The sequence below is a fragment of the Mycetocola sp. Y442 genome, from assembly GCF_056898615.1.
The window spans coordinates 1,053,708-1,078,221 of record NZ_JBXHBV010000001.1; the positions used below are offsets into that span (position 1 = coordinate 1,053,708).

The window sequence follows — 24,514 nt, forward strand, 5'->3', positions numbered from 1 at the left end:
TCGCTGACCGTGATCGATCAGGCTGTCGCCGCGGCATCCTGTGTCGCAACGCCGTTCTTCGACGCATCGGCGACGGGGAAGAGTGCGTCGAGGAACTGCGTGACCCAGGCGATCAGCTCGGCGTCGCCGAGCTTCTCGCCGTGCTTGTCTGGCATCGGCACGATCAGGGCGTTGGCCTGGGCGAGGTACTTGCCACCCGGATACATCCGCCTGAGACGTGCCTGCAGCGAATCGGGCAGGTTGGCCGGCGCTGCCCGAAGGTTCGATCCCATCGCAACGAGCTCGCTGAGTCCGGCGCGCTGGGCACGCTGGCGCAGGCGCGACACGGCGATGAGGTTTTGTACCTGCGCCGGAGGCTCGCCGTACCTGTCGGTCAGCTCGTCGATGACGAGGGCGATCTGGTCGTCCGCCGCGGCGGGCGCGCTCGCGGCCGACAGCTTTTGATACGCCTCGAGCCGCAGCCGCTCGCTGTCGACGTAGTCCTCGGGAATGTGGGCGTCGACGGGCAGCTCAAGCCGAAGCTCGGTCTGCCCCTCGGCCACGTCGCCGCGGAACTCGCTCACGGCCTCCCCGATCATCCGGAGATACAGATCGAATCCGACGCCGGCGATGTGCCCCGCTTGCTCGCCTCCGAGCAGGTTACCCGCTCCGCGGATCTCGAGGTCTTTCATGGCGACCTGGATTCCGCTGCCGAGTTCGTTGTTCGCCGCGATGGTCGAGAGCCGGTCGAGGGCGGTCTCCGACAACGGCTTGTTCTCGTCATAGAGGAAGTAGGCATACGCACGCTCGCGTCCGCGGCCGACCCGGCCACGGAGCTGGTGCAGCTGGCTGAGCCCGTACTTGTCGGCACGGTCGATGATGATGGTGTTGGCGTTCTGGATGTCGAGACCGGTCTCGATAATGGTCGTGCAGACGAGCACATCGAACTTGCGCTCCCAGAAGTCGACCACGACGCGCTCGAGCGTCGCCTCAGACAACTGGCCGTGAGCGACGGCGATGCGGGCTTCCGGCACGATCTCGGCGAGTTGAGCAGCGATCCTGTTGATGCTCGAGACCCGGTTGTGCACGAAGAAGACCTGGCCTTCCCGCAGCAGCTCCCGGCGGATGGCGGCTCCGACCTGCTTGTCGCTGTACGGACCGACAAAGCTGAGAATCGGATGCCGTTCCTCCGGCGGCGTGGCGAGCGTTGACATTTCGCGGATGCCGGTGACCGCCATTTCGAGGGTGCGCGGAATCGGGGTCGCGCTCATGGCGAGAATGTCGACGTTCTTCTTGAGCTTCTTGAGTGCGTCTTTGTGCTCGACTCCGAATCGCTGCTCCTCATCGATGATGACGAGGCCAAGGTCCTTGAACTTCATGCCCTCGCTGAGCAACCGGTGGGTCCCGATGACGACGTCGACGGTTCCACGCTCAAGACCATCACGCGTTTCCTTGGCTTCCTTGGCGGTCTGGAACCGGCTGAGTGCCCGGAGATGCACGGGGAACCCGGCGAATCGCTCGGAGAATGTCTCGAAGTGCTGCTTGACGAGCAGGGTCGTCGGCACGAGCATCGCGACCTGTTTGCCGTCCTGGACCGCTTTGAATGCCGCGCGAATTGCGACCTCGGTCTTTCCGAAGCCGACGTCGCCCGACAGCAACCGGTCCATCGGGATGGGCCGCTCCATGTCGGCTTTGACCTCGTCGATGGTGGTCAGCTGGTCTGGCGTCTCCGCGAACGGGAAGGCCTCCTCGAGTTCGCGCTGCCACGGGGTGTCCGGGCTGAACGCGAATCCCTTCGACGCCATGCGCGCCGAGTACAGCTTGACGAGGTCGACGGCAATGTCGCGGACCGCCTTGCGGGCACGGCCCTTGGCCTGGGACCAGTCGCTCCCGCCCATCTTCGACAGTTGCGGTGCTTCACCGCCGACGTAGCGGCTGAGCAGGTCGAGCTGGTCGGTTGGCACGAGCAGCTTGTCGCCCGGGTACCCGCGCTTGGACGGCGCGTACTCGATCGTCAGGTATTCGCGGCGGGTCTTGGTCGCGTTGCGTCCGCCGCTTGACACCTCACGCTGGGTGAGTTCGACGAACTTGCCGATGCCGTGTGTCTGGTGGACGACGTAGTCGCCCGCTTTGAGTTGCAGCGGGTCGACGACGTTCTTGCGCCTCGATGCGAGCTTCTTGACCTGCCGCGAGTCGTAGCCGATGGTGCGCCCATAGAACTCGTTCTCACCGAGCAGCGCGAGTTTGATCTCGGGAAGCTCGAAGCCGGACTCGGTCGTCGCCTGCAGCAGATACGCGACTCCGGGCTCAGGGGACTCGGGGAACTCGTCCACCCGGCGGGCGGCGACCTCGTGCTCGGCGAGCACGTCGACGGCGCGCTCGACCAGCCCGACACCCCGCGCCGTGATGGCGACCGTCCAACCTTCGCGCAGCCGCTCGGCCACGTGGGCGATCGCTCCGTCCACGTTGCCGGAGAAACTGGGGACGGTCTCGGCCTCGACCCGCACGGTGAGCAGTTCGTCCAGCTCACGCTCTTCGGGCAGCACGTCGCCAGGGCCCTGCTGGAAGGTGCTGAACGTCCACCAGGGATGGTCAGATGCTGGCTCGCCCGGCCTCGTGAACTTCGTGGCGTCCCTCAGGTCGCCGAGGGTGATGAACTCGCCGCTCGCGAGGTCGATGGGCGCCTGCGCTCCCGCCGTTGCTGCGCTCCACGCGGCGGCGAGGAACTCCCGGTTGGTCTCGGCCAGGCTGATCGCACGAGACGCGACGCGTTCGGGTGAGATCACGGCGACCGCGGTCCCCGCGGGGAAATAGTGGCTGACCGGGACGAGCCGGTCGAGGAGGGCGGGCGCCAGGGACTCCATCCCTTCGACGGGGATGCCGTTGGCGATCTTCTCGAGCATTCCGGACATGCTCGGGAACTCGTGCTGCATTTCCCTGGCCCGCTGGCGCACCGAGTCGGAGAGAAGCAGTTCGCGGCTCGGCGGCAGCTCGATGCGCTCGATGACCTCGGGAGTCGACCGCTGGTCCGCGACCGAGAATTCCCTGATCTGCTCCACCTCGTCGCCGAAGAACTCGACTCGATAGGGGTGCTGCGCTGTCGCGGGGAACACGTCGAGGATGCCGCCGCGCACCGCGAACTCACCCCGGCGGGACACCATGTCGACCCGAACGTAAGCGAGATCGACCAGCTGCACAGCGAGCGCTGCGAGGTCGTGGCCCCGGGAACCCGCGATCAGCTCGATCGGTGCGATGTCGGTGAGGTTGTCGGCGACGGGCTGGAGAGCCGCGCGTACCGACGCGACGACGACCAGCGGGGTGTCGCCCTGCCACAGCTTCATGGTGCGCAAGGCAGCGAGCCGTTTGCCGACGATCTCGGCGCTCGGGCTCAGCCGCTCGTGCGGGAGCGTCTCCCACGCCGGGAAGTCGACGATCGTGGCATCCGGAACAACATCGCCGATGGCCGCCCGAAGCAACTCGGAGTCACGACCGGTCGGGGTGACGACAAACAGGGATGCCGGTCGTTCGGACTTTCTCCTGGCGTCGATGAGACCGGCGAGCAGGGGCGCGCGTAACCCGTCGGTGACCGAGAAATCGGCGTCACGGGTCGCGTAGGAAAGTGCGTTGTCAAAGGTGGAGGCGCGCGAAAGTGCTGCGATTAAGCCCGAAAGGATCACCGGATCAGTCTACGCGCGCTCACTGACAGCACGCCGAGCCGCCGGGTGCCTCACGCCGGCGAGTGCACCTTCAGCTGGGCAGCGGCGAGGCCGTCTGTGGCAATGAGTTCCACGGCGTCTGCGGCATCGGACAGGAGTGTCCCAAGGGCGGCACGCTCGGACGCGCCGAAGTCCTTGAGCACGAAGTCCGCCGGGTCCTGGCGGCCGGGGGGCCTGCCGATGCCCACGCGAACACGAATGAAGTCGGGGGTGCCTGCGGCTTTGGCGATGTCGCGGAGGCCGTTGTGGCCGCCGTGTCCACCGCCGGACTTGAGCTTGAGGGTGTCGAACGGAATGTCGAGCTCGTCGTGCACGACGATGAGCTGCGACGGGTCGAGGGAGTAGAACTTGAGGAGCGCGGCGACGGGGCCGCCGGAGAGGTTCATGTAGCTGTTGGGTTTGGCGAGGATGAGCTTCGGTCCGCCGGGGGCGAGGAAACCTTCGGCGACGACCGCCGGCGTCTTGTGCCTGGTGAATTTGGTGCCGATTCTCGTGGCCAGTTCATCGACGACCATCTGACCGACGTTGTGGCGGTTGCCTGCGTAGGCCGGGCCCGGGTTGCCGAGTCCGACGACCAGCCAGGTGTTCTCAGCCACGATCGGCTCCCTCTTCCTGTTCCACCACATCGGTGAATCCTTCCTTCGACAGCGAGTCTGTGCCTTCGTTAAGGCGACGAACCTGCCGGTCCACAATTCGAAAATCGCGCACCGGCAGGCTCGTCAGGCTATCGACCGAGGTTACTCGGCGGCGGACTCGCCTTCGGCTTCGGCTTCTGCTGCAGCCTCGGCCTCTTCTTCGGTCTCTTCAGGCTCTGCGATGGCAACGACGAGCAGGTCGGGGTCGCTGAGCAGGCTGGAACCGCTCGGCAGCGTGACGTCCTTCGCGAGGATCTGAGCGCCGACCTCGAGGCCCTCGATCGACACGACGAGGTACTCGGGGATGTGTGTCGCCTCAGCCTCGATCGACAGGGTGGTCGCGTCGCGGTTGATAGCCGAGCCCGGTGCGGGCTCGCCTTCGATGTGGACGGGGATGTCGACGACAACCTTCTCGCCCTTGATGACGACGATGAGGTCGAGGTGCTCGATGATGCGGAGCACGGGGTCCTTCTGGACGTCCTTGACGAGGGCCAGGCTCTCGACGCCGTCGATGTCGAGCTCGAGGAGCGCGTTCGACTTGCGGATGATGAGGCCGATCTGGTGCGCCGGGAGGGCCAGGTGCTTGGGCTCGGTGCCGCGGCCGAACATGACGGCGGGGATCTTGCCTGAAGCGCGGAGCTTGCGGGCAGCACCCTTGCCGAACTTGGTGCGGGTTTCTGCGACTACTTTGTTGTCGTCAGCCATGGTGATTCTCCTTTGGTGAGCCTTACAGCTCTTCGCTTACCGGAGCTATGCTCCGTGGGTCTGGTGCGAGGGCGGCGGACCGGCCTCGGTTCAACTCGAACGCATGTCAGCGTGAGGAAAAGCCAGTTCTTGGGTAAGAAAAGTAAGTGCCTTGCCCACCGCGTCGATAACGGATGCCGCGGTGCCCGTGAGCGCACAGCATCCCTCGCCGAAGTTCAGTCGCCAAGTCTACAGCATCCGTCGGGCGCCCCGCTGCGTCAGGCGCCAGCCGCGCCGTCGGGCGCCCCGCTGCGTCAGGCGCCAGCCGCGCCCTCGTCCGCTCGCGCCTCCTCGCCCTCCCGGACGCCCTCTCCCGCCCGGATCCTCGCGACGGCATCATCGACGATGGCCGCGACCGGCCTGTCGATGTCGACGACGATGCCCGGCTCGTCGTCGGCGAGCGGTTCCAGGATCGCGAACTGCGAGTCGAGCAGGCTCGGCGGCATGAAGTGTCCGCTCCTGCCCTCGATCCGGGAGGCGAGCACGTCACGGCTGCCGTCCAGGTGGACGAACCTCGCCTGTGGCGCGCTCTCGAGAATCGCCTTGCGGTACGCGCGCCGCAGCGCGGAGCAGGCGATGACCATCCCGCCGGCGCCGCCGGCATCGGCCAGCGTCCGACCGACCAGGGCGAGCCACGGCCAGCGATCGGAATCGTCGAGAGGATGCCCGGCAGCCATCTTCTCGATGTTGGACTGCGGGTGCAGGGCATCTCCGTCGACGAACGGCACCCCGAGGGCACCGGCGATGAGGGCGCCGATCGTGCTCTTTCCCGATCCGGACACCCCCATCACAATGATCTGCATGTGGGGCGTGGTCTGCTCTGACATTTGCCGAATCTACCGTCTACCAGTCGTGAACTGTACCGTCGGCGAGACGGTTGTACGGCAGGTATGCGGTTTCGTAGGGGTACTTGCCTGCCTCGTCGACGTTGAGTTCCACCCCGATGCCCGGCTTATTGCCCGGGTGCAGCATTCCGTCGTTCCAGGTGAATGACTGCTCAAAGACACTGTTGGTCTTCTCACCGTGCTGCATGTACTCCTGGATACCGAAGTTGTGAATCGACATGCCGAGGTGCATGGCCGCGGCCATCCCGACGGGCGAGATGTCCGTCGGCCCGTGCATGCCCGACTTGATCTGGTACTGCGCCGCATAATCGAGGACCTTCTTGAGGTGCGAAATTCCACCGGTGTGGGTGACAGCGCTGCGCACGTAGTCGATGAGCTGTTCCCGGATGATCTGCTGGTAGTCCCAGACAGTGTTGAAGATCTCACCGATCGCAAGCGGTGTCGTGGTGTGCTGGCGCACGAGGCGCAGGGCCTCGGGGTTCTCGGCCGGCGTGCAGTCCTCGAGCCAGAACAGGTCGTACGGCTCGAGCGACTTCCCCAGCGTCGCGGCCTGGATGGGCGTCATCCGGTGGTGGCCGTCGTGGAGCAGCGGGATCTCCGGGCCGAACTCGTTGCGCACGGCCTCGAACACTGTCGGAACGTGCCGCAGGTAGCTGCGGGTGTCCCAGTCCTCCTCGTTGGGCAGCGCGCCGCGCTGGGCCGGCTCGTGGTCGTAGCGGACGCCCTTGTTCGCCTCGAATGTCGCGTTTGACGCGATGCCGTAGATCGACTTCAGCCCGGGGACCCCTGTCTGGATCCGGATCGATTTGTAGCCCTGCTCCTGGTGCTCGCGCACGCTGTCGAAGAGTTCGGGGAGGGTCTTGCCCGAGGCGTGGCCGTATGCCATCAGCCCCGTGCGCGATGCGCCGCCGAGCAGCTGGTACAGCGGCATCCCGGCGACCTTCGCCTTGATGTCCCACAGCGCGACGTCGACAGCGGCGATGGCCGCCATGGTGACCGGCCCGCGGCGCCAGTACGCACTGCGGTAGAGGAACTGCCAGGTGTCCTCGATGTTGTGGGCTTCGCGGCCGATGAGGAGAGGCACGACATGCTCGGTCAGGTACGAGACAACGGCGAGTTCGCGACCGTTGAGTGTCGCGTCACCCAGGCCGGTGACCCCGTCCTCTGTCGTGAGCTTGAGCGTGACGAAGTTGCGGTCAGGACTTGTGACGATGACGTCGGCTTTTTCGATCTTCATTGATTTCCTTCTGCGTTGCGACGGCGAACGGATCTACGCCGAGCGTATCGGTGGTGGTCAGTCGGTGGGTGGCGTCGTGTGCTGGCCGCGGTTCACTGTGAACGCGGCTGTTGACAGCGAGGGGTCGATCGGAGTTGCCGCACCGTGCCGGTCACGGCGCTCGGCGATCTCGGCAACGATTTCTTTATGCTTCGCGTCGGTCAGCGGGTAGAAGTACATAATGGCGATGGCGATGATGCTCGCGACAACCGGGATGAGTCCGGCTCCGGCGCGGATGCCCCACACAGCCGGTTCTGACTGGGCGGCCGCGTTCGCGACGTACCCACCCCAGGCCAGGGCGTATGCGGCGAGTGCGCCGCCGACCGCCTGGCCCGCCTTCCTGGTGAATGAAAACAGTGCGTAGACGATGCCCTCCGCGCGAACGCCGGTCTTCCACTCGCCGTACTCGACAGTGTCGGCCTCGAGTGCCCACACCAGCATGTTGACGAGGACGATTCCGAGCTGGCAGACGACGAGTCCGGAGAAACCGAGCCAGACCATGCTCGGCGGCGCGAGGAAGACGATGGCTCCGCCGACGCCCATGACAGCGCCGCCGGTCATGTACGCGGTGCGCTTGCCGAAGACGCGGACGATCTTCGGCACGAATCCGGCGAGGCCGAAGACCATGACGAGCTGGATGACCGAGAAGAGTGCGTAGAGGGGCAGGGCGTTGAGCACGTCGCGCAGGTAGTACAGCTGCACGGTGCTGAGAGCGAGCATGCCGGTGAGGAAGACGAATGAACTGATGCAGAGGAGCACGAGCGGCTTGTTGTTGCGAAGAATCGCGAAGCTCTGCTTCATCGTGACGTGGGGCACATCGCGCTTCACACGCTCCCTTGCCGTAAACGCCGTGAAGAAGTAGAGGGCGGTGCCGACGACAACGAAGCCGAGCGTCATGAAGGTGAAAATCGACTGCAGGTCGTTTTCAGGGGTGATCAACGGTGCGACGAAGATACCGAGCGCTGCGCCGACGATCATGGCTCCGACGGTTCGAGCGCTCGCCAGCTTGGCCCTCTCCCCGGGGTCCTGAGTCATCGCACCGGCAAGCGAGCCGTATGGGATGTTGACGAGGCTGTACGCCAGTCCCAGAGCCGCGTATGTGAGGTACGCGTAGACGAGAACGCCGGTCTCACCAATTTGTGGAATAGAGAAGGTCGCGACGCTGAGCAGGAGGAGCGGAACCGACCCGAACATGAGAAACGGACGGAACTTGCCGAACCGCTTGCTGTAGGTGCGGTCGACGATTCGGCCGGCGAAAAGGTCGGCAAATGCATCGAAGACGCGCACAACGAGGAGCAGCGTTCCTGCAGCGGCGGCGGAGATCCCCGCGACATCCGTGTAGTAGATCAGGAGGAACATCGTGGCTGTCGTGAACGCCAGGTTGTTCGCCGCGTCTCCAGCGCCATAGCCGATGATGCTGATCTTCGACAGCGCGCCCGTTGCCGGCGAAGCGTGTGAGACCGGTGTGGGTGGCGGGGTGGTCGTGGATGTCATGGGGCTCCTTTACCCGACGGGCAGTTGTTACCGCGCGTCCGATGATCCGACTGCGAGGGGGGCACGTGCGTTCAGTACCCGTTCGTGAGTATCGGCAACCTCACCGTTTCTGGTGCTCGCCATGGTGGTGAGGTTGCCGAGAATTGGGGCGCGAGATACGCGCCGGGTCACAGCACGGAAGACGGACACGGCGGCGGGTTCACGAGCGAACGATGCCGACATGATGCCCTCCTTAGCGCGCCGTTGCGGACCGCATCCTTGCGAGAAATGTGTGCTGCAGGTGATGGTTCCTGAAACCGTGATGACGACAAGTCAAGCACGATTACCACCAATTGGCAAGCGGTTGCCAAGCATCGTGGCGCAAGTGTGCTTATCGGCGGGTTTGTCGGGTCAGGAGCGCGTCGGAACTGCGTGTTCGGCGACGGAACGGATGCCGTCGAGCACCGCAGCATCGTCCACAAGCCGCTGGTCGATGACGCGCACCAGCTCGGTGAGCGCGTCACCGTCTGAGCCGAGCGCCGCGGTGACATCGGCCGACGACGCGTCCGGGAGATCCGCGCCTGAGAGCACAAGCGCCACCCAGGTTCCAACAGCACGGATAGCCGCATGACCACTCCGACCCGCTGCCCTCTCCGCGAGGATGATCGGGGCGGCTCGCACCCGGAGTTTTGTGACGCCGTCCGTGCTGATCTGAGCCAGCCGGTGTTCGATGCGGGCGTTCTCGAAGCGGTCAAGGAGCGCGGAACGGTAGGCGTCGAGATCGAGACCGTCGCCGAGGTGCTCGGTCGCCTCGTCCCAGAACTCGATCACCCAGGCACGACACTCGGGATCGGCCACGGCCGATGCGACGGTCTCATGGCCACGCAGCCTGCCCGCGTACGCAAGCAGGCTGTGCGCCCCGTTGAGCAGCCAGAGTTTACGTCTCTCGAACGGCTCGATGTTCTCGACAAAACGCGCGCCCGCCTTTTCCCAGTCGGGGCGGCCGGCCGGAAATCCGCCGGAGAGGACCCAGTCCCTGAACGGTTCGGTGACAACAGGAGCGTTGTCACGGAAGCCGGTCAGGGTCGTCGCTGTCTCGAGATCTCGCGGGGTGGTTTTCGGGGTGATCCGATCGACCGAGGTCGAGACGAACGACACGTCCTTCGCGATCCACTCGGCGGTCGCCGTGTCGACGAGTTCGGCGAGAGCGAGCACGCCCTGTCTCACGAACGATCCGTTGTCTGGCATGTTGTCGCAGGGGACGATGGCGATCGGCCCTCCCCCGGCGACGCGCCGCGCATGCAGGCCGAGCAGGAGCCGGCCCAGGGTTGTGACAGGGCCGTCGTCATATGAGGACGGCAACGCGCCAGACAGCGCCGCTGTCAGCCAGTCGATGTCATCCTGAACCGCAGCGTCGTCACGGTTCGGCCGACCGTCGGAGGTGAGGCGGTAACCGGCCTCGGTCACCGTGAGCGTGACCAGTGCGGTCTCCGGCGCGGCAACCAGTTCGACGAATCGATCCAGGTCTGCACCATCATGAGCCTCGACGATGCTCGAGACCGTGATCGCGGTGTCCTTTTCGGCGGAGCGTTCGATGAGTGTGTATAGCCCGTCCTGCGGCGCGAGCTCGTCGGCCGCCGTTCGGCTTCGGCCGGTGAAGGCGGCGATCCCCCATTCCCCTGCCGGATCGGAGACGTCGGTGTACCAGGCCTGGTGTGCGCGGGAGAATGCGCCGAGGCCCATGTGAACGATGCGAACGCGGGGTGCGGCATCCGCTCGTCCGGTTTCCAGGCCGAGGGAGGCGCGCGTGAGGCGTGGAGCTTGAGCGTTCGTCACAGTTTGAAGACCTTTCGAGGCAGTGAGTCGACGAGGTCGACGATAATCCGACCCGCTGTCGCTTCGTCGATCCGGCCCTCGCGCACGAGGCGGGCGAGGAATGCCGAGTCGAGTCTGCGTGCCATGTCGTGCCGGGCGGGGATGGAGAGGAAGGCGCGGGTGTCGTCAATGAACCCTGAGCTGCGATAGAAGCCGGCGGTCTCGGTCACCGCCGAACGGAAGCGGAGCACGGAGTCCGGGGCGTCGAGGAACCACCACGGTGCACCGATGTAGACGCTCGGATAGAAACCGGCGAGTGGGGCGACCTCGCGGGAGTAGACGGTCTCATCGACGCTGAACAGAACCAGGTGGAAGTCGGCGTTGTTGCCGTACTTTTCGAGCAGGGGACGCAGGTTCTCGACGTAGGTTGTCGTCACGGGGATGTCGTGGCCCGTGTCGGGGCCGAACGCCGCGAAGGTCTCACTTGAGTGGTTGCGGTAGACACCGGGGTGCACGGTCATCACGAGGCCGTCGTCACAGCTCATGCGCGCACTCTGGAGCAGCATGTTGCCCGCGAACACCCGGGATTCAGCTGGCGTCAATTTTCCGGCGAGTCCCTTCTCGAACAGAGCACCGGCCTCGGCGGTATCGAGGTCGACGGTGAGCGGTTCGAGTACGCCATGGTCAGCAGACACCGCGCCGTTCTCGACGAAGTATCGCCTGCGGCCAGCGAGCGCGTCGAGGTAGCCGGCGAAGCTACCGACGGCGGATCCGTTCCACTCGGCGAGCGCAGCGACACGGTCCGTCCAGCCTGGCGTCGCCGGGTTGAGGTACGCGTCAGGGCGGAACGTCGGCAGCACCCTGCCGGTGAAGCCCGGGTCCGCGGCGAGCGCCCTGTGCGGCGCGAGCGAATCCATCGGATCGTCCGTCGTCGCGAGCACCTCGATGTTGAACCGGGAGAAGAGCGCGCGTGGCCGGAAGTCGTCGGTGTCGAGTGCCGCCTGGATCTCGTCGTAAATAGCATCAGCGGTCTCGGTACTCGGCTGTACGTCGATGCCGAAGATCTGCGAAAACGTCGACTGCAGCCAGTATCCGGATGCCGTGCCGGCGTAGAGGTGCCAGTTCTCACTGAACGTGCGCCACACCTCACGGGGTGAAGCGACAGCCTCGCCTGACGCCCGGTTCGGGACGCCCAGCTCGCTGAGGTCGATGCCGGCGGCGTGCATCAGCCGCGTCACATAGTGGTCATAGCGGATGAACAGCTCGGCCGGGTCGGGGAACGGCTTGTCCTCGACGAGGATCGCCGGATCGACGTGGCCGTGCGGCGAGATGATCGGGAGGCTCTCGACGTGCTCGAACAGTGTCCTGGCGACGGCGCGGGTTGCGGGGTCGGCGGGAAACAACCGGTCCGGGTCGAGTTGCAGCTTCATTGATACACCTTCATCTGAATAAATTTCGCCCAACCAGCGGGGAGTGTCAACCGGTTGCCAAACATCCTAACCCCATGACAGACTGAGCGGAAGACAGCGGCCTTTCGGCCGCTGCGGCAATCGGCTTCCAACGAGGGAAGCGACGAATCCAATGGAGGAACCCACGTGGCCACAATCGGCGTCCAGGCAATGATGCTCAAAGACAGTTTCGCCCAGAACGGCACGTTCGAGACGCTCCGCAGGATCACCGACATCGGCTATCACGCCGTCGAAGTGTCTCAGGTGCCGATGACGGCCGAGAACGTTTCCGAGCTGGCCCGCGCGCGGGACGAGCTCGGCATGAATATTGCGTCACTCTCAGCCTCGCTCCGGGTCGCCCCCGGCATGCCGGGCGAATCGCTGTCGACTGACTTCGACAAGATCGTTGCGGATTGCCGCGCACTCGACACGACGATGCTGCGCATCGGGATGCTGCCATTCGATGCCATGGTGTCGCTCGATAAGGTCCTCGAGTTCTGCGACGAGACCAATGCCATTGCCCGCCGACTGGCCGACGAGGGCATCAGCCTGTACTACCACAACCACCACATCGAGTTCGCGAAGTACGAGGGCAAGCACCTCCTCGACATCATCGCCGACCGCGCGCCAGACATGGGGCTCGAGATCGACGTGCACTGGGTACAGCGCGGCGGCCTCGACCCGGTCGGTACGATCCGCAAGTACCGCGACCGCGTCGCCATGGTGCACCTCAAGGACTACCGGATCGGGAACATCCCGGACGAGGCGTTCGCGGCACTGGCCACCGGCGACTTCCCGACGTTCATGGCCGCGTTCACCGGCGTCGTCCAGTTCGCCGAGGTCGGCGAGGGCAACCTGGACTTCCGCGCCATCATCGAGGAGAGCCTCGCGAGCGAGGTGCAGTATCTCCTGGTCGAGCAGGATGATCTTTACGGCAGGGACGTCTTCGACTGCCTGCAGACCTCACACGACAACCTCGTCGGACTCGGCTACGGCGACCTGTTCTAGAAACTCGCTCCCGACGGAAAACGGATGCCGCCTCGCGATCACGCGGGACGGCATCCGTTGTGACACCTGCCGGAGCGCTCAGGACGCAGCGGGGCCCGTCGATTGACGGATGACGAGCTCGGTCTCGATCTTCTCCTCCGACTCGCTGCCATCGTCGCCGGCCCCTCCGGCCACGAGCGCCAGGGCACGCCGGACGGCACGCGCACCGGCCCGGTCGAGCGGGGTGCGAATCGTGGTCAGCGACGGGGTTGTGAAGTCCGAACCGAAGATGTCATCGAAGCCGACGATGCTGAAGCGCTCTGGCACCGATATACCCTCATCGCTCGCCGCGCGGAGCAGGCCGATCGCCATGAGGTCGTTGTATGCGACGACGCCGGTCACGCCGGACGCGAGGATCCGGGTGAGGGCAGCGCGGCCCCCGTCGAGAGTCGGAACGCCTGGACCGATCTCGACGACGTTCATTCCGCGCGCGACAGCTTTGTCGAGGAGGCTCGTCCAGCGGGTCGAGCTCATCCACGAGTTGGCGGGGCCGGAAAGGTAGGCAATCGACTTGTGACCGAGCGACTCGAGGTGCTCGAGCGCTCCATCGATGCCGGGGTCGACATCGGGGAGCACGCTCGACACTCCGGCGACCTCCCTGTTGATGAGAACGAGGGGCTTGTGGGCAGCGAGGCGCTGGATCTGTTCGTCACTGAGCCGGGTGGTTCCAAGGATCAGCCCGTCAACCGACGGCTGGATCCGCTCGGCGGTGGTCGCTTCGCGCTCCCCCGACTCCTGGGACTCGGCGATGACGAGCGTGTAGCCCTGCTCGGCTGCCGCGTGTTCTGCTCCGCGCACGATGCCGAAGATCATCGGGTTCGTGATGTCGGCCAGGAGGAGGCCCAGCGTGCTCGTCCGCCCGGTCGGGAGCGCGCGGGCCATCGGGTTGAGCCGATAGTTGAGTTCCTTCGCCGCGGCGTGGATTCGCTCCTCGGTCTTGATGTTGATCCGGCCCGGCTGGCTGAGGGCACGCGACACCGTCGACGGATTTACACCGGCGAGCTCGGCGACGTCGTAGATCGTCGGCGCGTTCTTCCCCGGTCGCGCCGCGCGCGAGCGCGCTTTGGGAGCCCCTGCGATGGGGTCGTTCTCGGCGATCTCACTCGGCACGGCTACTCCTTTGGACGTGCACAATGCACGCTGCCCGGCGGGCCTTCTCGAAAGTTCTACGGTAGCGCACGGCTCGTCACCCAGCGGGCGAACCCCGCGGCGCTCCGGCCGCGGGGTTCGATCACTTCTTACGACCGGACGGGAAACTTGCCCTCGTCCGCGATGCGCTTGTTGAGTTCCGCGAGGTACTCGCTCTCGTCGAAGTCGAGCGGGACTTCCTTGCCGGTCCAGCTGGAGAGGTGGATGGCGTTCGCGAGGCGAACACCCCGAATGCCGTCGGACCCGGGCGCCAGCAACGGCGTGCCGTCGAGGATGTTCGCCGCGAAGTTTTCGAGCACACCGGCGTGCTGGTCGCCCCACGCGGACTCGAACTCGATCGTCTCCGTCGTGTAGAACTCGGTCGGGTCGAGCTGCCCCATGAAGAGCTTGGCGACATCCTGCATGCTCATACTCTCGGAGAGTTCCCGTTCCGGTTTCGTCAAGCGGGTCACGGTCGCTGTCTTGCTGTTCTCGACGACGATCTTGCCCGCGTCTCCCAGGATTTCGAACCGGTCGGTGCCGATGAGATCGTGGGTCGCCGTGACAAACACGCCGGTGCGTCCGTCGCCGTAGTCCACGACAGCGGTCACTTCGTCTTCGACGGCAATGTCGCGGCGGAACCCGTAGGCGACCTTGGAGAAGACCTTCTCCGGGACTCCACAGATCCACTGCCAGAGGTCGAGTTGGTGCGGTGCCTGGTTGACGAGCACTCCGCCGCCCTCTCCGCCCCAGGTGGCGCGCCACTCGCTCTGGTTGTAGTACCCCTGCGGGCGCCACCAGGTCGTGATGATCCAGTTACTCCGGCGGATCTCGCCGATCTCCCCGGCGTCGACGATCTCCTTGAGCCGGCGGTAGAGCGGGTTGTTGCGCTGATTGAACATGATGCCGAAGCTCAGGTCAGGCACCGTCTCGGCGAACGCAAGCAGTTCGCTGACCTGTTTGGTGTAGACACCCGCGGGCTTCTCGACGAGCGCGTGGATGCCACGCGACAGCGCGTCGATCCCCATTTGCGGGTGCAGGAAGTGTGGAACCGTCGTGACGACGGCATCGACGTCGCCGCTCTCGAGCAGCGCGATGTAGTCGTCGTAGAACGCGGTGTCCGGATAGGCCGCTCGAACGACATCCGCTTTGGCAGGGTCGATGTCAGCGATGGCCGTTACGACCATGTTCGGGACCATGCCGTCGGCGATGAACTTCGCGTACATCGATCCCTGCGTACCGAAACCGATGATTCCGAGTCGAACTTTCTGCGTCATGAAAGAGTTTTCCGTTCTGTGGTTTCCTGCGTCCACCCGGCTCGTTCCGGGTAAGACTGGTCGTAGACGTCCTGAATGATGTCGAATGATTTGCGCGCCTCGGCCGGATCGATCCAGAACCGAACGCCGGTATCGAGCGCCGAATAGAAGTCACGAATGAGCAGCTCGTGGGACACACCCCAATACGAACGCTCGCCAGCAGCGAGCGTCCGCTCGGATACGGTCTCCACCCGGCCGTCTACCCACGTCACGGTCAGGGCACCGCGGAGGCTGAGCGTCGCCTTCTCGGTGACGATGTCGATGGCGACCGGGGCGTTGGCGACGTTGGCGAGCGTCGCGTAGAAGACGGTTCGAGCGCCGTTTGTGTGGGTAAGCACCATCTCGGCGGTGTCCTCGACCTCGATCACCTCGTCGAGCAGCCGGGTACTGGCGCTGCCGCGCACCGAGGCGACCGGCCCAACGAGCCACTGCACCAGGTCGACGGTGTGGATCGCCTGGTTCATGAGCAGACCTCCCCCGCCGGTCGCCCACCGGCCACGCCACGGACGATCTTCGTAATACTCGGCGCCACGCTGCCAGAGCACCGTTGCGGATGCCCCGATGATCGCCCCTGTCCTGCCGGAGGCCAGAAGCTCCCTGCCCGCCTGCACCGGGGCGTTGTACCGGTTCTGGAAGCACACGGCGATTCTGGCGCCGCTCTGTGACGCTGCCTCGGTCAACCGTGTTGCTTCCGCCCGGGTGTGGGCGAGAGGCTTTTCGAGCACAACCGAGATCCCCCGCTCGAGCGCGTCGACCGCGATCACCGCGTGCGTGTGATGCGGTGTGCAGATATGGACGACGTCAGGCCGAACCTCGTCGAACAGCCGCACGTGATCGTCGAAACCCGGGACGTTGAGAGCGGCGGATGCCGTGGCGAGCCTGCCAGGATCGGTGTCGCACACGGCAACGACGGCAGCATTGTCGAGGGCGGCGATCGCGGCGAAGTGAAGCGCTGAGATGTCTCCGCAGCCAATGACCGCGGCACGGGTGAGACCGGTCACTTCGTCGACACACCGATGCTGCGGAGTAGACCGTCGAATGCACGAGCGGCCTGGCCGAATGCGCTCGGTCCCGAAAACCCGCCGAGGGTGTGTGCCGCGTCGAGATGAGGCTCGAGCGAGGCGAAGCCCGTGTAGCCGTCGTTGCGCAGCGCGGTGAGGGTTGCCAGCACCTGCCCGTCTCCCTGGCCAGCGGGAACGACGGAGCCGGTCGCGGCATCCGCGTCCTTGACCTGGAGGTAGTCGAGGTACGGCCTCAGCATCGCGTAGCCGGCATCGTGGGGATTGGCGACGCCGACCTGCACGAAGTTCGCGCTGTCCCAGGCGAGCCGAAGAGCGCTCGAGGACACGGACTCAACGAGATCGAGTACGCGCTCGGGAGTGTCGCCGTAGATGTCCTTCTCGTTCTCGTGGAGAAGGGTGATGCCCTCACGCTCGGCCTCATCGGCGAGCAGACGCATACGCACGAGCACGTCGTCACGGATGTCTTCTACCTCGACACCGTCGGCGCGGAAGAAGGAGAAAATCCTGATGTTGGGAGTGTCGAGTGCGTGAGCGACGCGGATGACGCGGCGCAGCCTCTGCACCTCCAGGTCGGCATCGAGCGAGACGTCGACCTTTCCGATGGGCGATGCGACGGCTGACGCCCGCATGCCTTCGGCGGAGAGAAGCATCGTGAGATCGGCGAGCTGATCATCGTCGAGGTCGACGACGTTGGTCCCCCACGCACTGCGCACCTCGATGTGTTCGCTGCCGAGGGCCTTGAGGACGGCGCTCTGGATCCGCGGGTCCGGGTCGATTTCGTCGCCAAAGCCGGAGAGGGTCCAGGTGACAGTGTCGGTCATTGCGTCGTCTCCGCCTTACGTGTTCGCGTCGTTGGGAACCAGCGGGACAAATCCGCGGGCCATGGGCCAACTCTAGGGGCCCATTGGGGTTTTGGCAACCGGTTGACAAAAAATCCGCTCCCGTGTCTGATGGAGGTAGCGACAGGTACCCGTTCGCCATTTCCGAGCGCAGGGACACCCCGCCGAGACCCTGTCTCAGGGGGCCGGGGTCTCGACACATTTGGCGCGGCTCCGACCACACCGTACGGTCACGGCAGACCGGTCATCTCTCGGGGCGGGAGCGCTCAGTTTGCTAGCGTTGACCCTGACCGGCACCACTGTGGCGCTCCAGATTCTCCCGCCGGCGACATCCGTTCACACTATTTCCACTGCATCACATCTAGAGGAGACCTTCATGGCCAACGCACAGGCAAACATCGGCGTGATCGGGATGGCGGTGATGGGATCGAACCTCGCTCGAAACCTGGCGAGCCGTGAGGGCAACACTGTTGCGATCTACAACAGGTCCCCCGAGAAGACGCGCGCCGTCGTTGCTGAGTTCCCCGAGGCCGGTTTCGTCGCGGCGGAGACGATCGAGGAATTCGCGGCGTCGCTCTCGAAGCCGCGGACCGCGATCATCATGGTGAAGGCTGGCGCTGGCACCGACGCTGTCATCAACCAGCTGACCGCGGTCTTTGAACCGGGCGACATCATCGTCGACGGCGGCAACGCACTGTTTACCGACACGATCCGCCGCGAGAAGGCAGTTCGCGAGACCGGGATCAACTTCGTGGGTGCCGGGATCTCCGGCGGCGAAGAAGGCGCACTCAAGGGACCGAGCATCATGCCAGGCGGCTCGGCGGAAGCGTGGGAGACCCTCGGACCGATCCTGAAGTCGATCGCCGCTGTCGCCGAAGGCGAGCCCTGCGTCACGCACGTGGGCACCGATGGTGCCGGCCACTTCGTCAAGATGATCCACAACGGCATCGAGTACGCCGATATGCAGCTCATCGCAGAGGCATACGACCTCATCCGCCGCGGCACGGGCAAATCCCCCGCCGAGATCGCCGATATCTTCACCGAGTGGAACAAGGGCGAGCTCGAGAGCTACCTCATCGAGATCACCGCCGAGGTCCTCCGTCAGGTCGACGCCACAACCGGACGGCCCCTCGTCGACGTCATCGTCGACCAGGCGGGCGCCAAGGGAACCGGAGCGTGGACCGTCCAGACGGCGCTCGACCTCGGCATCCCCGTTTCCGGCATCGCCGAAGCCGTGTTCGCACGGTCGCTGTCGTCCAAGCCGGACCAGCGCCGGGCCGCGGCGCACCTGCCGGGACCGTCGACGCCGTGGACGGTCGACGATGCAGACGCATTCGTCGAAGACGTGCGCCAGGCGCTCTACGCGTCGAAAATCATCGCGTACAGCCAGGGCTTCGACGAGATCGTCGCGGGTGCAGAGCAGTACAACTGGGACATCAAGAAGGGCGACATCGCCAAGATCTGGCGCGGCGGTTGCATCATCCGTGCCCAGTTCCTGAACCGAATCACCGAGGCATACGACCAGGACCCGGGACTTGTCGCACTCGTGACGGCACCGTACTTCACCGACGCCGTTTCGCGCACACAGGACGCATGGCGCCGGGTCGTCGTTGCGGCAGCGCAGGCCGGCATCCCATCCCCCGCCTTTGCGTCGTCACTGTCGTACTACGACGGTCTTCGCGCCGACCGGCTCCCCGCCGCCCTCATCCAGGGCCAGCGGGACTTCTTCGGCGCGCACACCTACCGTCGGGTCGACACCGAGGGCACCTTCCACACGCTGTGGTCGGGAGATCGGTCAGAGATCGAAGCGGCAGACACGCACTGATCTCCGTCTAACAGAACTCCTCAGATTACGGGCTCCCCGCACAGCGGGGGGCCCGTTCTCTTTGCGCGCGGCACACCAGCGGCCGGCTCCGAAATCCCTGTACGCTCGAGATTCACAGCCCGGCTCACCGAGGATCCCTGACATGACCAACACCCCAACGCTCGTCGCGACAGAAACCCGTCCAGCGGTGAGCTGGAAGCTCCTGCCAGGCATCCTGCTCGCACTGTCGGGATTCCTCATCTTCGGACTCGATGAGCGCCCGGCCGGCTACATCGCCCTCGCCGTCACGCTTCTCGCGGCGGTGCTCATTGACCGGCGTCTGGCCCGTGACCTCGTGCTCATCGCTGTCGGGCTGCTCGCGCTCAGCCTCGTTCCCATCAACACCGACATCGAGTGGGAGCACATGCTCCTCATGGGTGCTGCCCTTGCTGCGGCGGTGCTCATCCCCTACCTCGTGTCGCGGTTCGTCTACCGCGACCACGCCATCAGGTTCCCCGTTCTGACCGGAAAGCGCTGGACCAGGATCGAGTTCGGCTACCTCATTGCCGTCGTGATTCTCGGCTGGTTCCTGCTGCCGGTCTACATGATTCCGACGGGCGTCTACGAGAACTGGCCAGCGGCATCCGACCCCGGAAGTATCGCGCGGCTTTTCCTCGGAACCAACGCGCTCGGGATCTGGGACGAGCTGTTCTTCATCTGCACGACGTTCGCGCTGCTTCGGCGACACTTCCCGGACTGGCAGGCGAACCTGTTGCAGGCGGTCCTCTTCACGTCGTTCCTGTGGGAACTGGGATTCCACGCGTGGGGCCCGTTCATCATCTACCCGTTTGCGGTGCTGCAGGGATGGATCTTCCGCCAGACGAAGTCACTGAGCTACATCGTCAGCGTCCACCTGCTCTTCGACTTCATCCTGTTCCTCGTCCTGCTCCACGCCCACAACCGGGACTGGCTGGCAATCTTCCTCTACTAGCCGCACGACAGTTTGGTCGCGCCATGCGCTGCCTGCAGAATGGGAAGAACACCAGGGAGGCCACATGTCGGATTCAGAAATCGCACGGGACACAACAGCGCCGGTGCAGGACCAGCACCAGCAGCTGATCGACGACAAGATCGCCGGCATCCTCATTCAGGAGGAAGCCGACCTCGCCGGGCACGATGAAGCAGAGGTTCTCGAAGCACTGCGCGAGCGGTTCGCCGACGCGGGCATCGCCATCGCCGAGGACGACCTGCTTGAGAGCGCCGCCCGCATCGCCCGGTCGGACCTTCACGGCTTCTCAGGCTAGACGGCCTCGCGCCGTTCCTCGCTTCGTGAGAAACCGGCCACCCGGAAATCTTTAGACTCTTCCATTCTGGCGAAGGATTACCTACCATTTCGGTAGAAGATCCTCCCCGAAAATGGCCCGCTTAGGCGCTAGTGAGAGCACCCGGACGCCGGACCATCACCGAGGGTCTTGGAGGACGGGGTAATCGGGATATCCCGTCCTCTACCCTGAGTGGCACCGGCAGTCCGGCGCCACTCAGTCAGGCTTTGGGGCTACGCCGCCCCGTCGAACATGCTCGTCACTGAACCGTCTTCGAAGACCTCGTGAATGGCACGGGCCAGCAGCGGAGCGATGGGCAGGACGGTCAAGCGTTCGAACCGCTTCTCGTCCGGAATGGGGAGCGTGTCGGTCACGACGACCGAGTCGATGAAATCGCTCTGCAGGATCTCTGTGGCCGGGTCGCTGAAGACCGCGTGTGTGGCAGCGACGACAACGCCGATCGCACCGGCGGCCTTGAGAGCTTCCGCTGCCCGAACGATGGTCCGACCGGTGTCGATGAGGTCATCAACGAGGAGGCAGACCCTGCCCTCCACCTGCCCGACGATCTCGTGGACGGAGACCTGGTTGGGAACCAGCGGATCGCGGCGCTTGTGGATGATGGCGAGCGGCACCCCGAGCTTGTCGCTCCAGATGTCGGCGACGCGGACGCGGCCCATGTCGGGCGACACCACGGTAAGCGTTTCAGGGTCGAGCTTCTCACGGAAGTGGTTGAGCAGCACGGGCATGGCGAACAGGTGGTCCACAGGACCGTCGAAGAAACCCTGGATCTGCGCCGCGTGCAGGTCGACCGACATGATCCGGTCCGCGCCTGCGACCTTGAACAGGTCGGCGACGAGCCGCGCGGAAATAGGTTCGCGGCCCCGGCCCTTCTTGTCCTGACGGGCATAGGGGTAGAACGGTGCGACGACGGTGATGCGCTTGGCCGAGGCGCGCTTGAGCGCGTCGACCATGATGAGCTGTTCCATCAACCACTCGTTGATGGGAGCCGTGTGCGACTGGATCACGAAGGCATCCGACCCGCGAACGCTCTCGTCGAAACGTGCATACAGCTCACCGTTGGCGAACGTGCGCGCGTCGGTCGGAACGAGTTCGGAGCCAAGTTCGGCTGCAATGTCGACAGCCAGTTGTGGGTGAGCACGACCCGATACGAGGACGAGTCGTTTCTCTCCGCTCATTTTGATGCCAGACACATGGCCCGCTTCCTGCCGGCCGAGCCGGCGTTGTACCGCTTAGTTTTATTCGTGGGGGTTTGTGGTCTGTCCGGACGCCGCCGCAGCCGCGGTGGCGGCCGCTGTGCCAGCCCGATGAGTCTCGACCCAGCCCGCCATGTTGCGCTGCGGAGCGACGGTGATCGCGAGCGCGCCTGCGGGCACGTCCTTGCGGACGACGGTGCCTGCACCTGTGTACGCGCCGTCTCCAATTGTAACCGGCGCGACGAACACGCCGTGCGAGCCGGTCCGCACGTGCGACCCGACAACCGATGAGTGCTTCTTTACTCCGTCATAGTTGGCGAAGATGCTGCCGGCGCCGATGTTCGACTGCTCGCCGATCTCGGCGTCACCGACGTAGGAGAGGTGGGGCACCTTGCTGCCGGTGCCGATCTTCGCGTTCTTCGTCTCGACGAACGCACCGATCTTGCCGTCGGCGCCGAGGACCGTGCCAGGGCGGAGGAAGGAGAACGGGCCAACGGATGCTCCCGCACCGATCACGGCGAGGGTCGCGTCTGTGCGCTTCACCTCAGCGTTCGCACCGACCTCGCAGTCGACAAGTGTCGTATCTGGGCCGATGATCGCGCCGGTGGCAACGTCTGTCGCCCTGAGCAGCTGGGTCCCTGGCTTGACTGTGACATCGGGCGCGAGCGTCACCTGCACATCGATCCACGTGGATGACGGGTCCTGAATGGTGACGCCGGAGAGCTGCCAGCCGCGGATGATCATCGCATTGAGTCGTGCCGCCTGGGCGCTCAGCTGGGCGCGATCGTTCACTCCCTCGACGAGCCAGGGCTCAGCGACGGGGATGGCCGAGACCTCGAGGCCGTCCGCCCGGAGCAGGCCGACGACATCCGTCAGGTACTTCTCCCCCTGCGCGTTGTCAGTGGTGAGTTTTGCGAGCTCGGTGCGGAGCATCGACAGGGCAAAGACGTAGACACCAGCATTGATCTCGGACACCGCGCGTTCCGCGTCGGTCGCGTCCTTCTGCTCCACGATGTAGTCGACGGCGCCGTCGGCCGTGCGGATGATGCGCCCATAGCCCGTCGCGTCGGCGAGAACCGCCGACAGCAGTGTCGCAGCGGCGCCATCCGCCCTGTGCCGCGAGACCAGGGAGGTGAGGGTGTCGGCGTCGAGAAGCGGCACGTCACCGTTGATGACGAGAACGTCTCCCTCGAAGGTGTCGGGAAGGGCCGCAACGGCCTGCTCAACCGCGCGTCCGGTTCCGGGAACCTCGTCCTGGTCGACGATGATGCTCCCCGGCAGTTCGGCGGTGATGACCTCGACGAGGCTGTCGCGCTCGTGCCTGACCACCGCGACCACGTGTGCGGCGTCGAGAGCCCGTGCCGTTGCCAGCACATGGCTGACCATGGGCACTCCCGCGAGCGGGTGCAGGAGTTTCGGGGTAGCTGACTTCATTCGAGTGCCCTGGCCAGCGGCCAGAATGACGATTGCGAGTTTGGTGTCTGCCACAGGTATATCCCCCGAAGTGTCGATTGGGCCAGGTTTCAGGTGGACCGTTGCTGTTGTGCCGGCACGGAGCCGCTCGTTCCGCTCCGCCTCCAGGACTCGAACCTGGACCGAACAACTCCAAAGGTTGCCGTGCTGCCATTACACTAAGGCGGACCACGCAGGCCGGAGCCTCCGCAAGAGTCAAGTCTGCCAGATAATGGCCGCCGACCCGTCCGGTCCGAGGCACGATAATGGAGAAATGGCCGAAACCAGTGACGAAGTCGACAGGATTGTCGAGGCGTGGGAGCGCGAGCGGCCCGACCTGAACTTCGCTCCTCTCCAGGTGCTCTCGCGGGTATCGCGACTCACGAGGCACCTCGATCGCGCCAGGCGCACCGCGTTCGCCCGCTCGAAGCTCGAGTCGTGGGAATTCGACGTACTGAGCGCCCTGCGCCGCGCGGGCCGGCCATACACCCTCAGCCCGAAGCAGCTCCTGCAGCAGACCCTCGTCTCGAGCGGGACCATGACCAACCGGATCGACCGGCTTGTGGCATCCGGTCTCGTCGAACGCAAAGCAGACCCCGGAGACGGCCGCGGCATCCTCGTGGTGATGACCCCGACCGGACTCACCCGCGTTGACGCGGCCATCACGAGGCTCGTCGATGCCGAATCGGAGATCCTGGCGTCGCTGTCGCCCTCCGATCAGCACCGGCTCGCGGGGCTGCTGCGCAAACTGAGCCTCGACTTCGACGAGGCTGCCCCGACTAGCGACGCATGATTTTGCGCGCGAGCGCGTTGCCGAAGAACTGGATCAGCTGAACGAAGAGGATCACCACGAGCACTGCCGCCCAGGTGACGATCGGGTTGAACTGCCGGTAGCCGTACTGGATCGCGAAGTTTCCGATGCCGCCACCTCCGATGTATCCGCCAACCGCGCTCATGTCGACGAGCACGATGAAGACAAAGGTGTAGCCGAGGATGAGCGGCCCGAGCGCTTCTGGCAGCAGCACGGTCCGGACAATGTACAGCGGGCTGGCGCCGGCGGCGCGGGCGGCCTCAATGACACCGGGCGACACCGTGAGCAGGTTCTGTTCGACGATGCGACTGATACCGAACGCGGCACCGATGGAGATCGCGAAGATCAGCGCCCCGTTGCCGATTCCGGTACCGAGCACGAGCCGCGCGACCGGTTGGATGGCCGCAATGAAGATAATGAACGGGATGGGCCGGAAAATGTTGACGAGAACGTTGATCACCGTGAACGCGACCCGGTTCTCGAGAATCGAGCCCGCTCGCGTCACGTAAAGCCCGAGTCCGATCACGAGGCCGGCGATACCGCCGAACACCAGGCTCACCGCGACGATGTAGAGCGTCTCCCATGCCGCCTCACCCAGCTGGGGAAGAAGATCGATCAGTTTGTCCAT

General features: G+C 65.0%; 20 protein-coding genes and 1 tRNA gene. 5 read left to right on the forward strand and 16 right to left on the reverse strand.

Features of this window, described 5'->3' with window-relative positions; translation table 11 throughout:
- Positions 1-17 precede the first annotated feature (17 nt).
- From mfd to uxaC, 8 genes are all read right to left on the reverse strand, one after another.
- Complete coding sequence (gene mfd / locus AC1X6S_RS05025) at positions 18-3,656, reverse strand: transcription-repair coupling factor (RefSeq protein ID WP_483404678.1); 3,639 nt, start codon at positions 3,654-3,656, stop codon at positions 18-20.
- A 50-nt stretch (positions 3,657-3,706) separates the two neighbouring features.
- Positions 3,707-4,321 (reverse strand): aminoacyl-tRNA hydrolase, encoded by a 615-nt coding sequence (gene pth / locus AC1X6S_RS05030; protein ID WP_483404679.1) that lies wholly within the window; start codon positions 4,319-4,321, stop codon positions 3,707-3,709.
- Between the two features lie 111 nt (positions 4,322-4,432).
- Positions 4,433-5,035 carry a 50S ribosomal protein L25/general stress protein Ctc gene (locus AC1X6S_RS05035; protein ID WP_483404680.1) on the reverse strand — a complete coding sequence of 201 codons (603 nt, stop codon included), beginning with the start codon at positions 5,033-5,035 and terminating at the stop codon, positions 4,433-4,435.
- 293 nt (positions 5,036-5,328) lie between these two features.
- Positions 5,329-5,901, reverse strand: coding sequence for a gluconokinase (locus AC1X6S_RS05040; RefSeq protein ID WP_483404681.1), 573 nt, complete (start codon positions 5,899-5,901; stop codon positions 5,329-5,331).
- Between the two features lie 16 nt (positions 5,902-5,917).
- Positions 5,918-7,156, reverse strand: coding sequence for a D-mannonate dehydratase ManD (gene manD / locus AC1X6S_RS05045; protein WP_483404682.1), 1,239 nt, complete (start codon positions 7,154-7,156; stop codon positions 5,918-5,920).
- A gap of 57 nt (positions 7,157-7,213) precedes the next feature.
- A complete protein-coding gene (gene uidB, locus AC1X6S_RS05050) occupies positions 7,214-8,689 on the reverse strand; it encodes a glucuronide transporter (RefSeq protein WP_483404683.1) in 1,476 nt (491 codons plus the stop codon).
- 390 nt (positions 8,690-9,079) lie between these two features.
- Positions 9,080-10,504 carry a mannitol dehydrogenase family protein gene (locus AC1X6S_RS05055; RefSeq protein WP_483404684.1) on the reverse strand — a complete coding sequence of 475 codons (1,425 nt, stop codon included), beginning with the start codon at positions 10,502-10,504 and terminating at the stop codon, positions 9,080-9,082.
- Positions 10,501-11,913 carry a glucuronate isomerase gene (gene uxaC, locus AC1X6S_RS05060; RefSeq protein ID WP_483404685.1) on the reverse strand — a complete coding sequence of 471 codons (1,413 nt, stop codon included), beginning with the start codon at positions 11,911-11,913 and terminating at the stop codon, positions 10,501-10,503. Before uxaC ends, AC1X6S_RS05055 begins: the two co-directional genes overlap by 4 nt.
- Before the next feature lie 165 nt (positions 11,914-12,078).
- Here uxaC and AC1X6S_RS05065 point away from each other — a divergent pair, with 165 nt between their 5' ends.
- Positions 12,079-12,939, forward strand: coding sequence for a sugar phosphate isomerase/epimerase family protein (locus AC1X6S_RS05065; RefSeq protein WP_483404686.1), 861 nt, complete (start codon positions 12,079-12,081; stop codon positions 12,937-12,939).
- 78 nt (positions 12,940-13,017) lie between these two features.
- On the opposite strand, the gene AC1X6S_RS05070 is transcribed toward AC1X6S_RS05065, so the two are convergent.
- From AC1X6S_RS05070 to AC1X6S_RS05085, 4 genes are all read right to left on the reverse strand, one after another.
- Entirely contained in the window at positions 13,018-14,088 is a 1,071-nt protein-coding gene (locus tag AC1X6S_RS05070) for a LacI family DNA-binding transcriptional regulator (RefSeq protein ID WP_483404687.1), read from the reverse strand.
- Positions 14,089-14,216: 128 nt separating this feature from the next.
- Positions 14,217-15,383 carry a Gfo/Idh/MocA family protein gene (locus tag AC1X6S_RS05075; protein WP_483404688.1) on the reverse strand — a complete coding sequence of 389 codons (1,167 nt, stop codon included), beginning with the start codon at positions 15,381-15,383 and terminating at the stop codon, positions 14,217-14,219.
- Entirely contained in the window at positions 15,380-16,423 is a 1,044-nt protein-coding gene (locus AC1X6S_RS05080; protein WP_483404689.1) for a Gfo/Idh/MocA family protein, read from the reverse strand. Before AC1X6S_RS05080 ends, AC1X6S_RS05075 begins: the two co-directional genes overlap by 4 nt.
- Positions 16,420-17,265, reverse strand: coding sequence for a sugar phosphate isomerase/epimerase family protein (locus AC1X6S_RS05085; protein ID WP_483404690.1), 846 nt, complete (start codon positions 17,263-17,265; stop codon positions 16,420-16,422). The genes AC1X6S_RS05080 and AC1X6S_RS05085 overlap by 4 nt, the downstream gene beginning before the upstream one ends.
- A gap of 394 nt (positions 17,266-17,659) precedes the next feature.
- Here AC1X6S_RS05085 and gndA point away from each other — a divergent pair, with 394 nt between their 5' ends.
- From gndA to AC1X6S_RS05100, 3 genes are all read left to right on the forward strand, one after another.
- The gene (gene gndA / locus AC1X6S_RS05090; protein ID WP_483404691.1) at positions 17,660-19,108 is read left to right on the forward strand and encodes an NADP-dependent phosphogluconate dehydrogenase; all 1,449 of its coding nucleotides are present in this window, start codon (positions 17,660-17,662) and stop codon (positions 19,106-19,108) included.
- Between the two features lie 142 nt (positions 19,109-19,250).
- Complete coding sequence (locus AC1X6S_RS05095) at positions 19,251-20,078, forward strand: CPBP family glutamic-type intramembrane protease (RefSeq protein ID WP_483404692.1); 828 nt, start codon at positions 19,251-19,253, stop codon at positions 20,076-20,078.
- 64 nt (positions 20,079-20,142) lie between these two features.
- On the forward strand, positions 20,143-20,391 hold the full coding sequence (locus AC1X6S_RS05100; protein WP_483404693.1) for a hypothetical protein: 249 nt from the start codon (positions 20,143-20,145) through the stop codon (positions 20,389-20,391).
- Between the two features lie 251 nt (positions 20,392-20,642).
- Here the strand turns inward: AC1X6S_RS05100 and AC1X6S_RS05105 are convergent, their stop codons facing one another.
- From AC1X6S_RS05105 to AC1X6S_RS05115, 3 genes are all read right to left on the reverse strand, one after another.
- Complete coding sequence (locus tag AC1X6S_RS05105) at positions 20,643-21,620, reverse strand: ribose-phosphate diphosphokinase (RefSeq protein ID WP_108391572.1); 978 nt, start codon at positions 21,618-21,620, stop codon at positions 20,643-20,645.
- 45 nt (positions 21,621-21,665) lie between these two features.
- Positions 21,666-23,111, reverse strand: a complete 1,446-nt coding sequence (glmU, locus tag AC1X6S_RS05110) for a bifunctional UDP-N-acetylglucosamine diphosphorylase/glucosamine-1-phosphate N-acetyltransferase GlmU (protein ID WP_483404694.1) — start codon at positions 23,109-23,111, stop codon at positions 21,666-21,668.
- A gap of 81 nt (positions 23,112-23,192) precedes the next feature.
- A tRNA-Gln gene (locus AC1X6S_RS05115) sits at positions 23,193-23,264 on the reverse strand.
- Positions 23,265-23,349: 85 nt separating this feature from the next.
- On the opposite strand from AC1X6S_RS05115, the gene AC1X6S_RS05120 reads away from it, so the two are divergent.
- On the forward strand, positions 23,350-23,868 hold the full coding sequence (locus AC1X6S_RS05120) for a MarR family winged helix-turn-helix transcriptional regulator (protein ID WP_483404695.1): 519 nt from the start codon (positions 23,350-23,352) through the stop codon (positions 23,866-23,868).
- Here AC1X6S_RS05120 and AC1X6S_RS05125 read toward each other — a convergent pair.
- Positions 23,855-24,514, reverse strand: coding sequence for a methionine ABC transporter permease (locus AC1X6S_RS05125; RefSeq protein WP_483404696.1), 660 nt, complete (start codon positions 24,512-24,514; stop codon positions 23,855-23,857). The genes AC1X6S_RS05120 and AC1X6S_RS05125 overlap by 14 nt on opposite strands.

Excerpts from the sequence above, each read along its gene's own strand:
- pth (WP_483404679.1), bottom strand. The coding sequence starts at position 4,321 with ATGTGGTGGAACAGGAAGAGGGAGCCGATCGTGGCTGAGAACACCTGG.
- AC1X6S_RS05035 (WP_483404680.1), bottom strand. The coding sequence starts at position 5,035 with ATGGCTGACGACAACAAAGTAGTCGCAGAAACCCGCACCAAGTTCGGC.
- AC1X6S_RS05040 (WP_483404681.1), bottom strand. The coding sequence starts at position 5,901 with ATGTCAGAGCAGACCACGCCCCACATGCAGATCATTGTGATGGGGGTG.
- manD (WP_483404682.1), bottom strand. The coding sequence starts at position 7,156 with ATGAAGATCGAAAAAGCCGACGTCATCGTCACAAGTCCTGACCGCAAC.
- uidB (WP_483404683.1), bottom strand. The coding sequence starts at position 8,689 with ATGACATCCACGACCACCCCGCCACCCACACCGGTCTCACACGCTTCG.
- uxaC (WP_483404685.1), bottom strand. The coding sequence starts at position 11,913 with ATGAAGCTGCAACTCGACCCGGACCGGTTGTTTCCCGCCGACCCCGCA.
- AC1X6S_RS05075 (WP_483404688.1), bottom strand. The coding sequence starts at position 15,383 with ATGACGCAGAAAGTTCGACTCGGAATCATCGGTTTCGGTACGCAGGGA.
- AC1X6S_RS05085 (WP_483404690.1), bottom strand. The coding sequence starts at position 17,265 with ATGACCGACACTGTCACCTGGACCCTCTCCGGCTTTGGCGACGAAATC.
- gndA (WP_483404691.1), top strand. The coding sequence starts at position 17,660 with ATGGCCAACGCACAGGCAAACATCGGCGTGATCGGGATGGCGGTGATG.
- AC1X6S_RS05095 (WP_483404692.1), top strand. The coding sequence starts at position 19,251 with ATGACCAACACCCCAACGCTCGTCGCGACAGAAACCCGTCCAGCGGTG.
- AC1X6S_RS05100 (WP_483404693.1), top strand. The coding sequence starts at position 20,143 with ATGTCGGATTCAGAAATCGCACGGGACACAACAGCGCCGGTGCAGGAC.
- AC1X6S_RS05120 (WP_483404695.1), top strand. The coding sequence starts at position 23,350 with ATGGCCGAAACCAGTGACGAAGTCGACAGGATTGTCGAGGCGTGGGAG.
- AC1X6S_RS05125 (WP_483404696.1), bottom strand. The coding sequence starts at position 24,514 with ATGGACAAACTGATCGATCTTCTTCCCCAGCTGGGTGAGGCGGCATGG.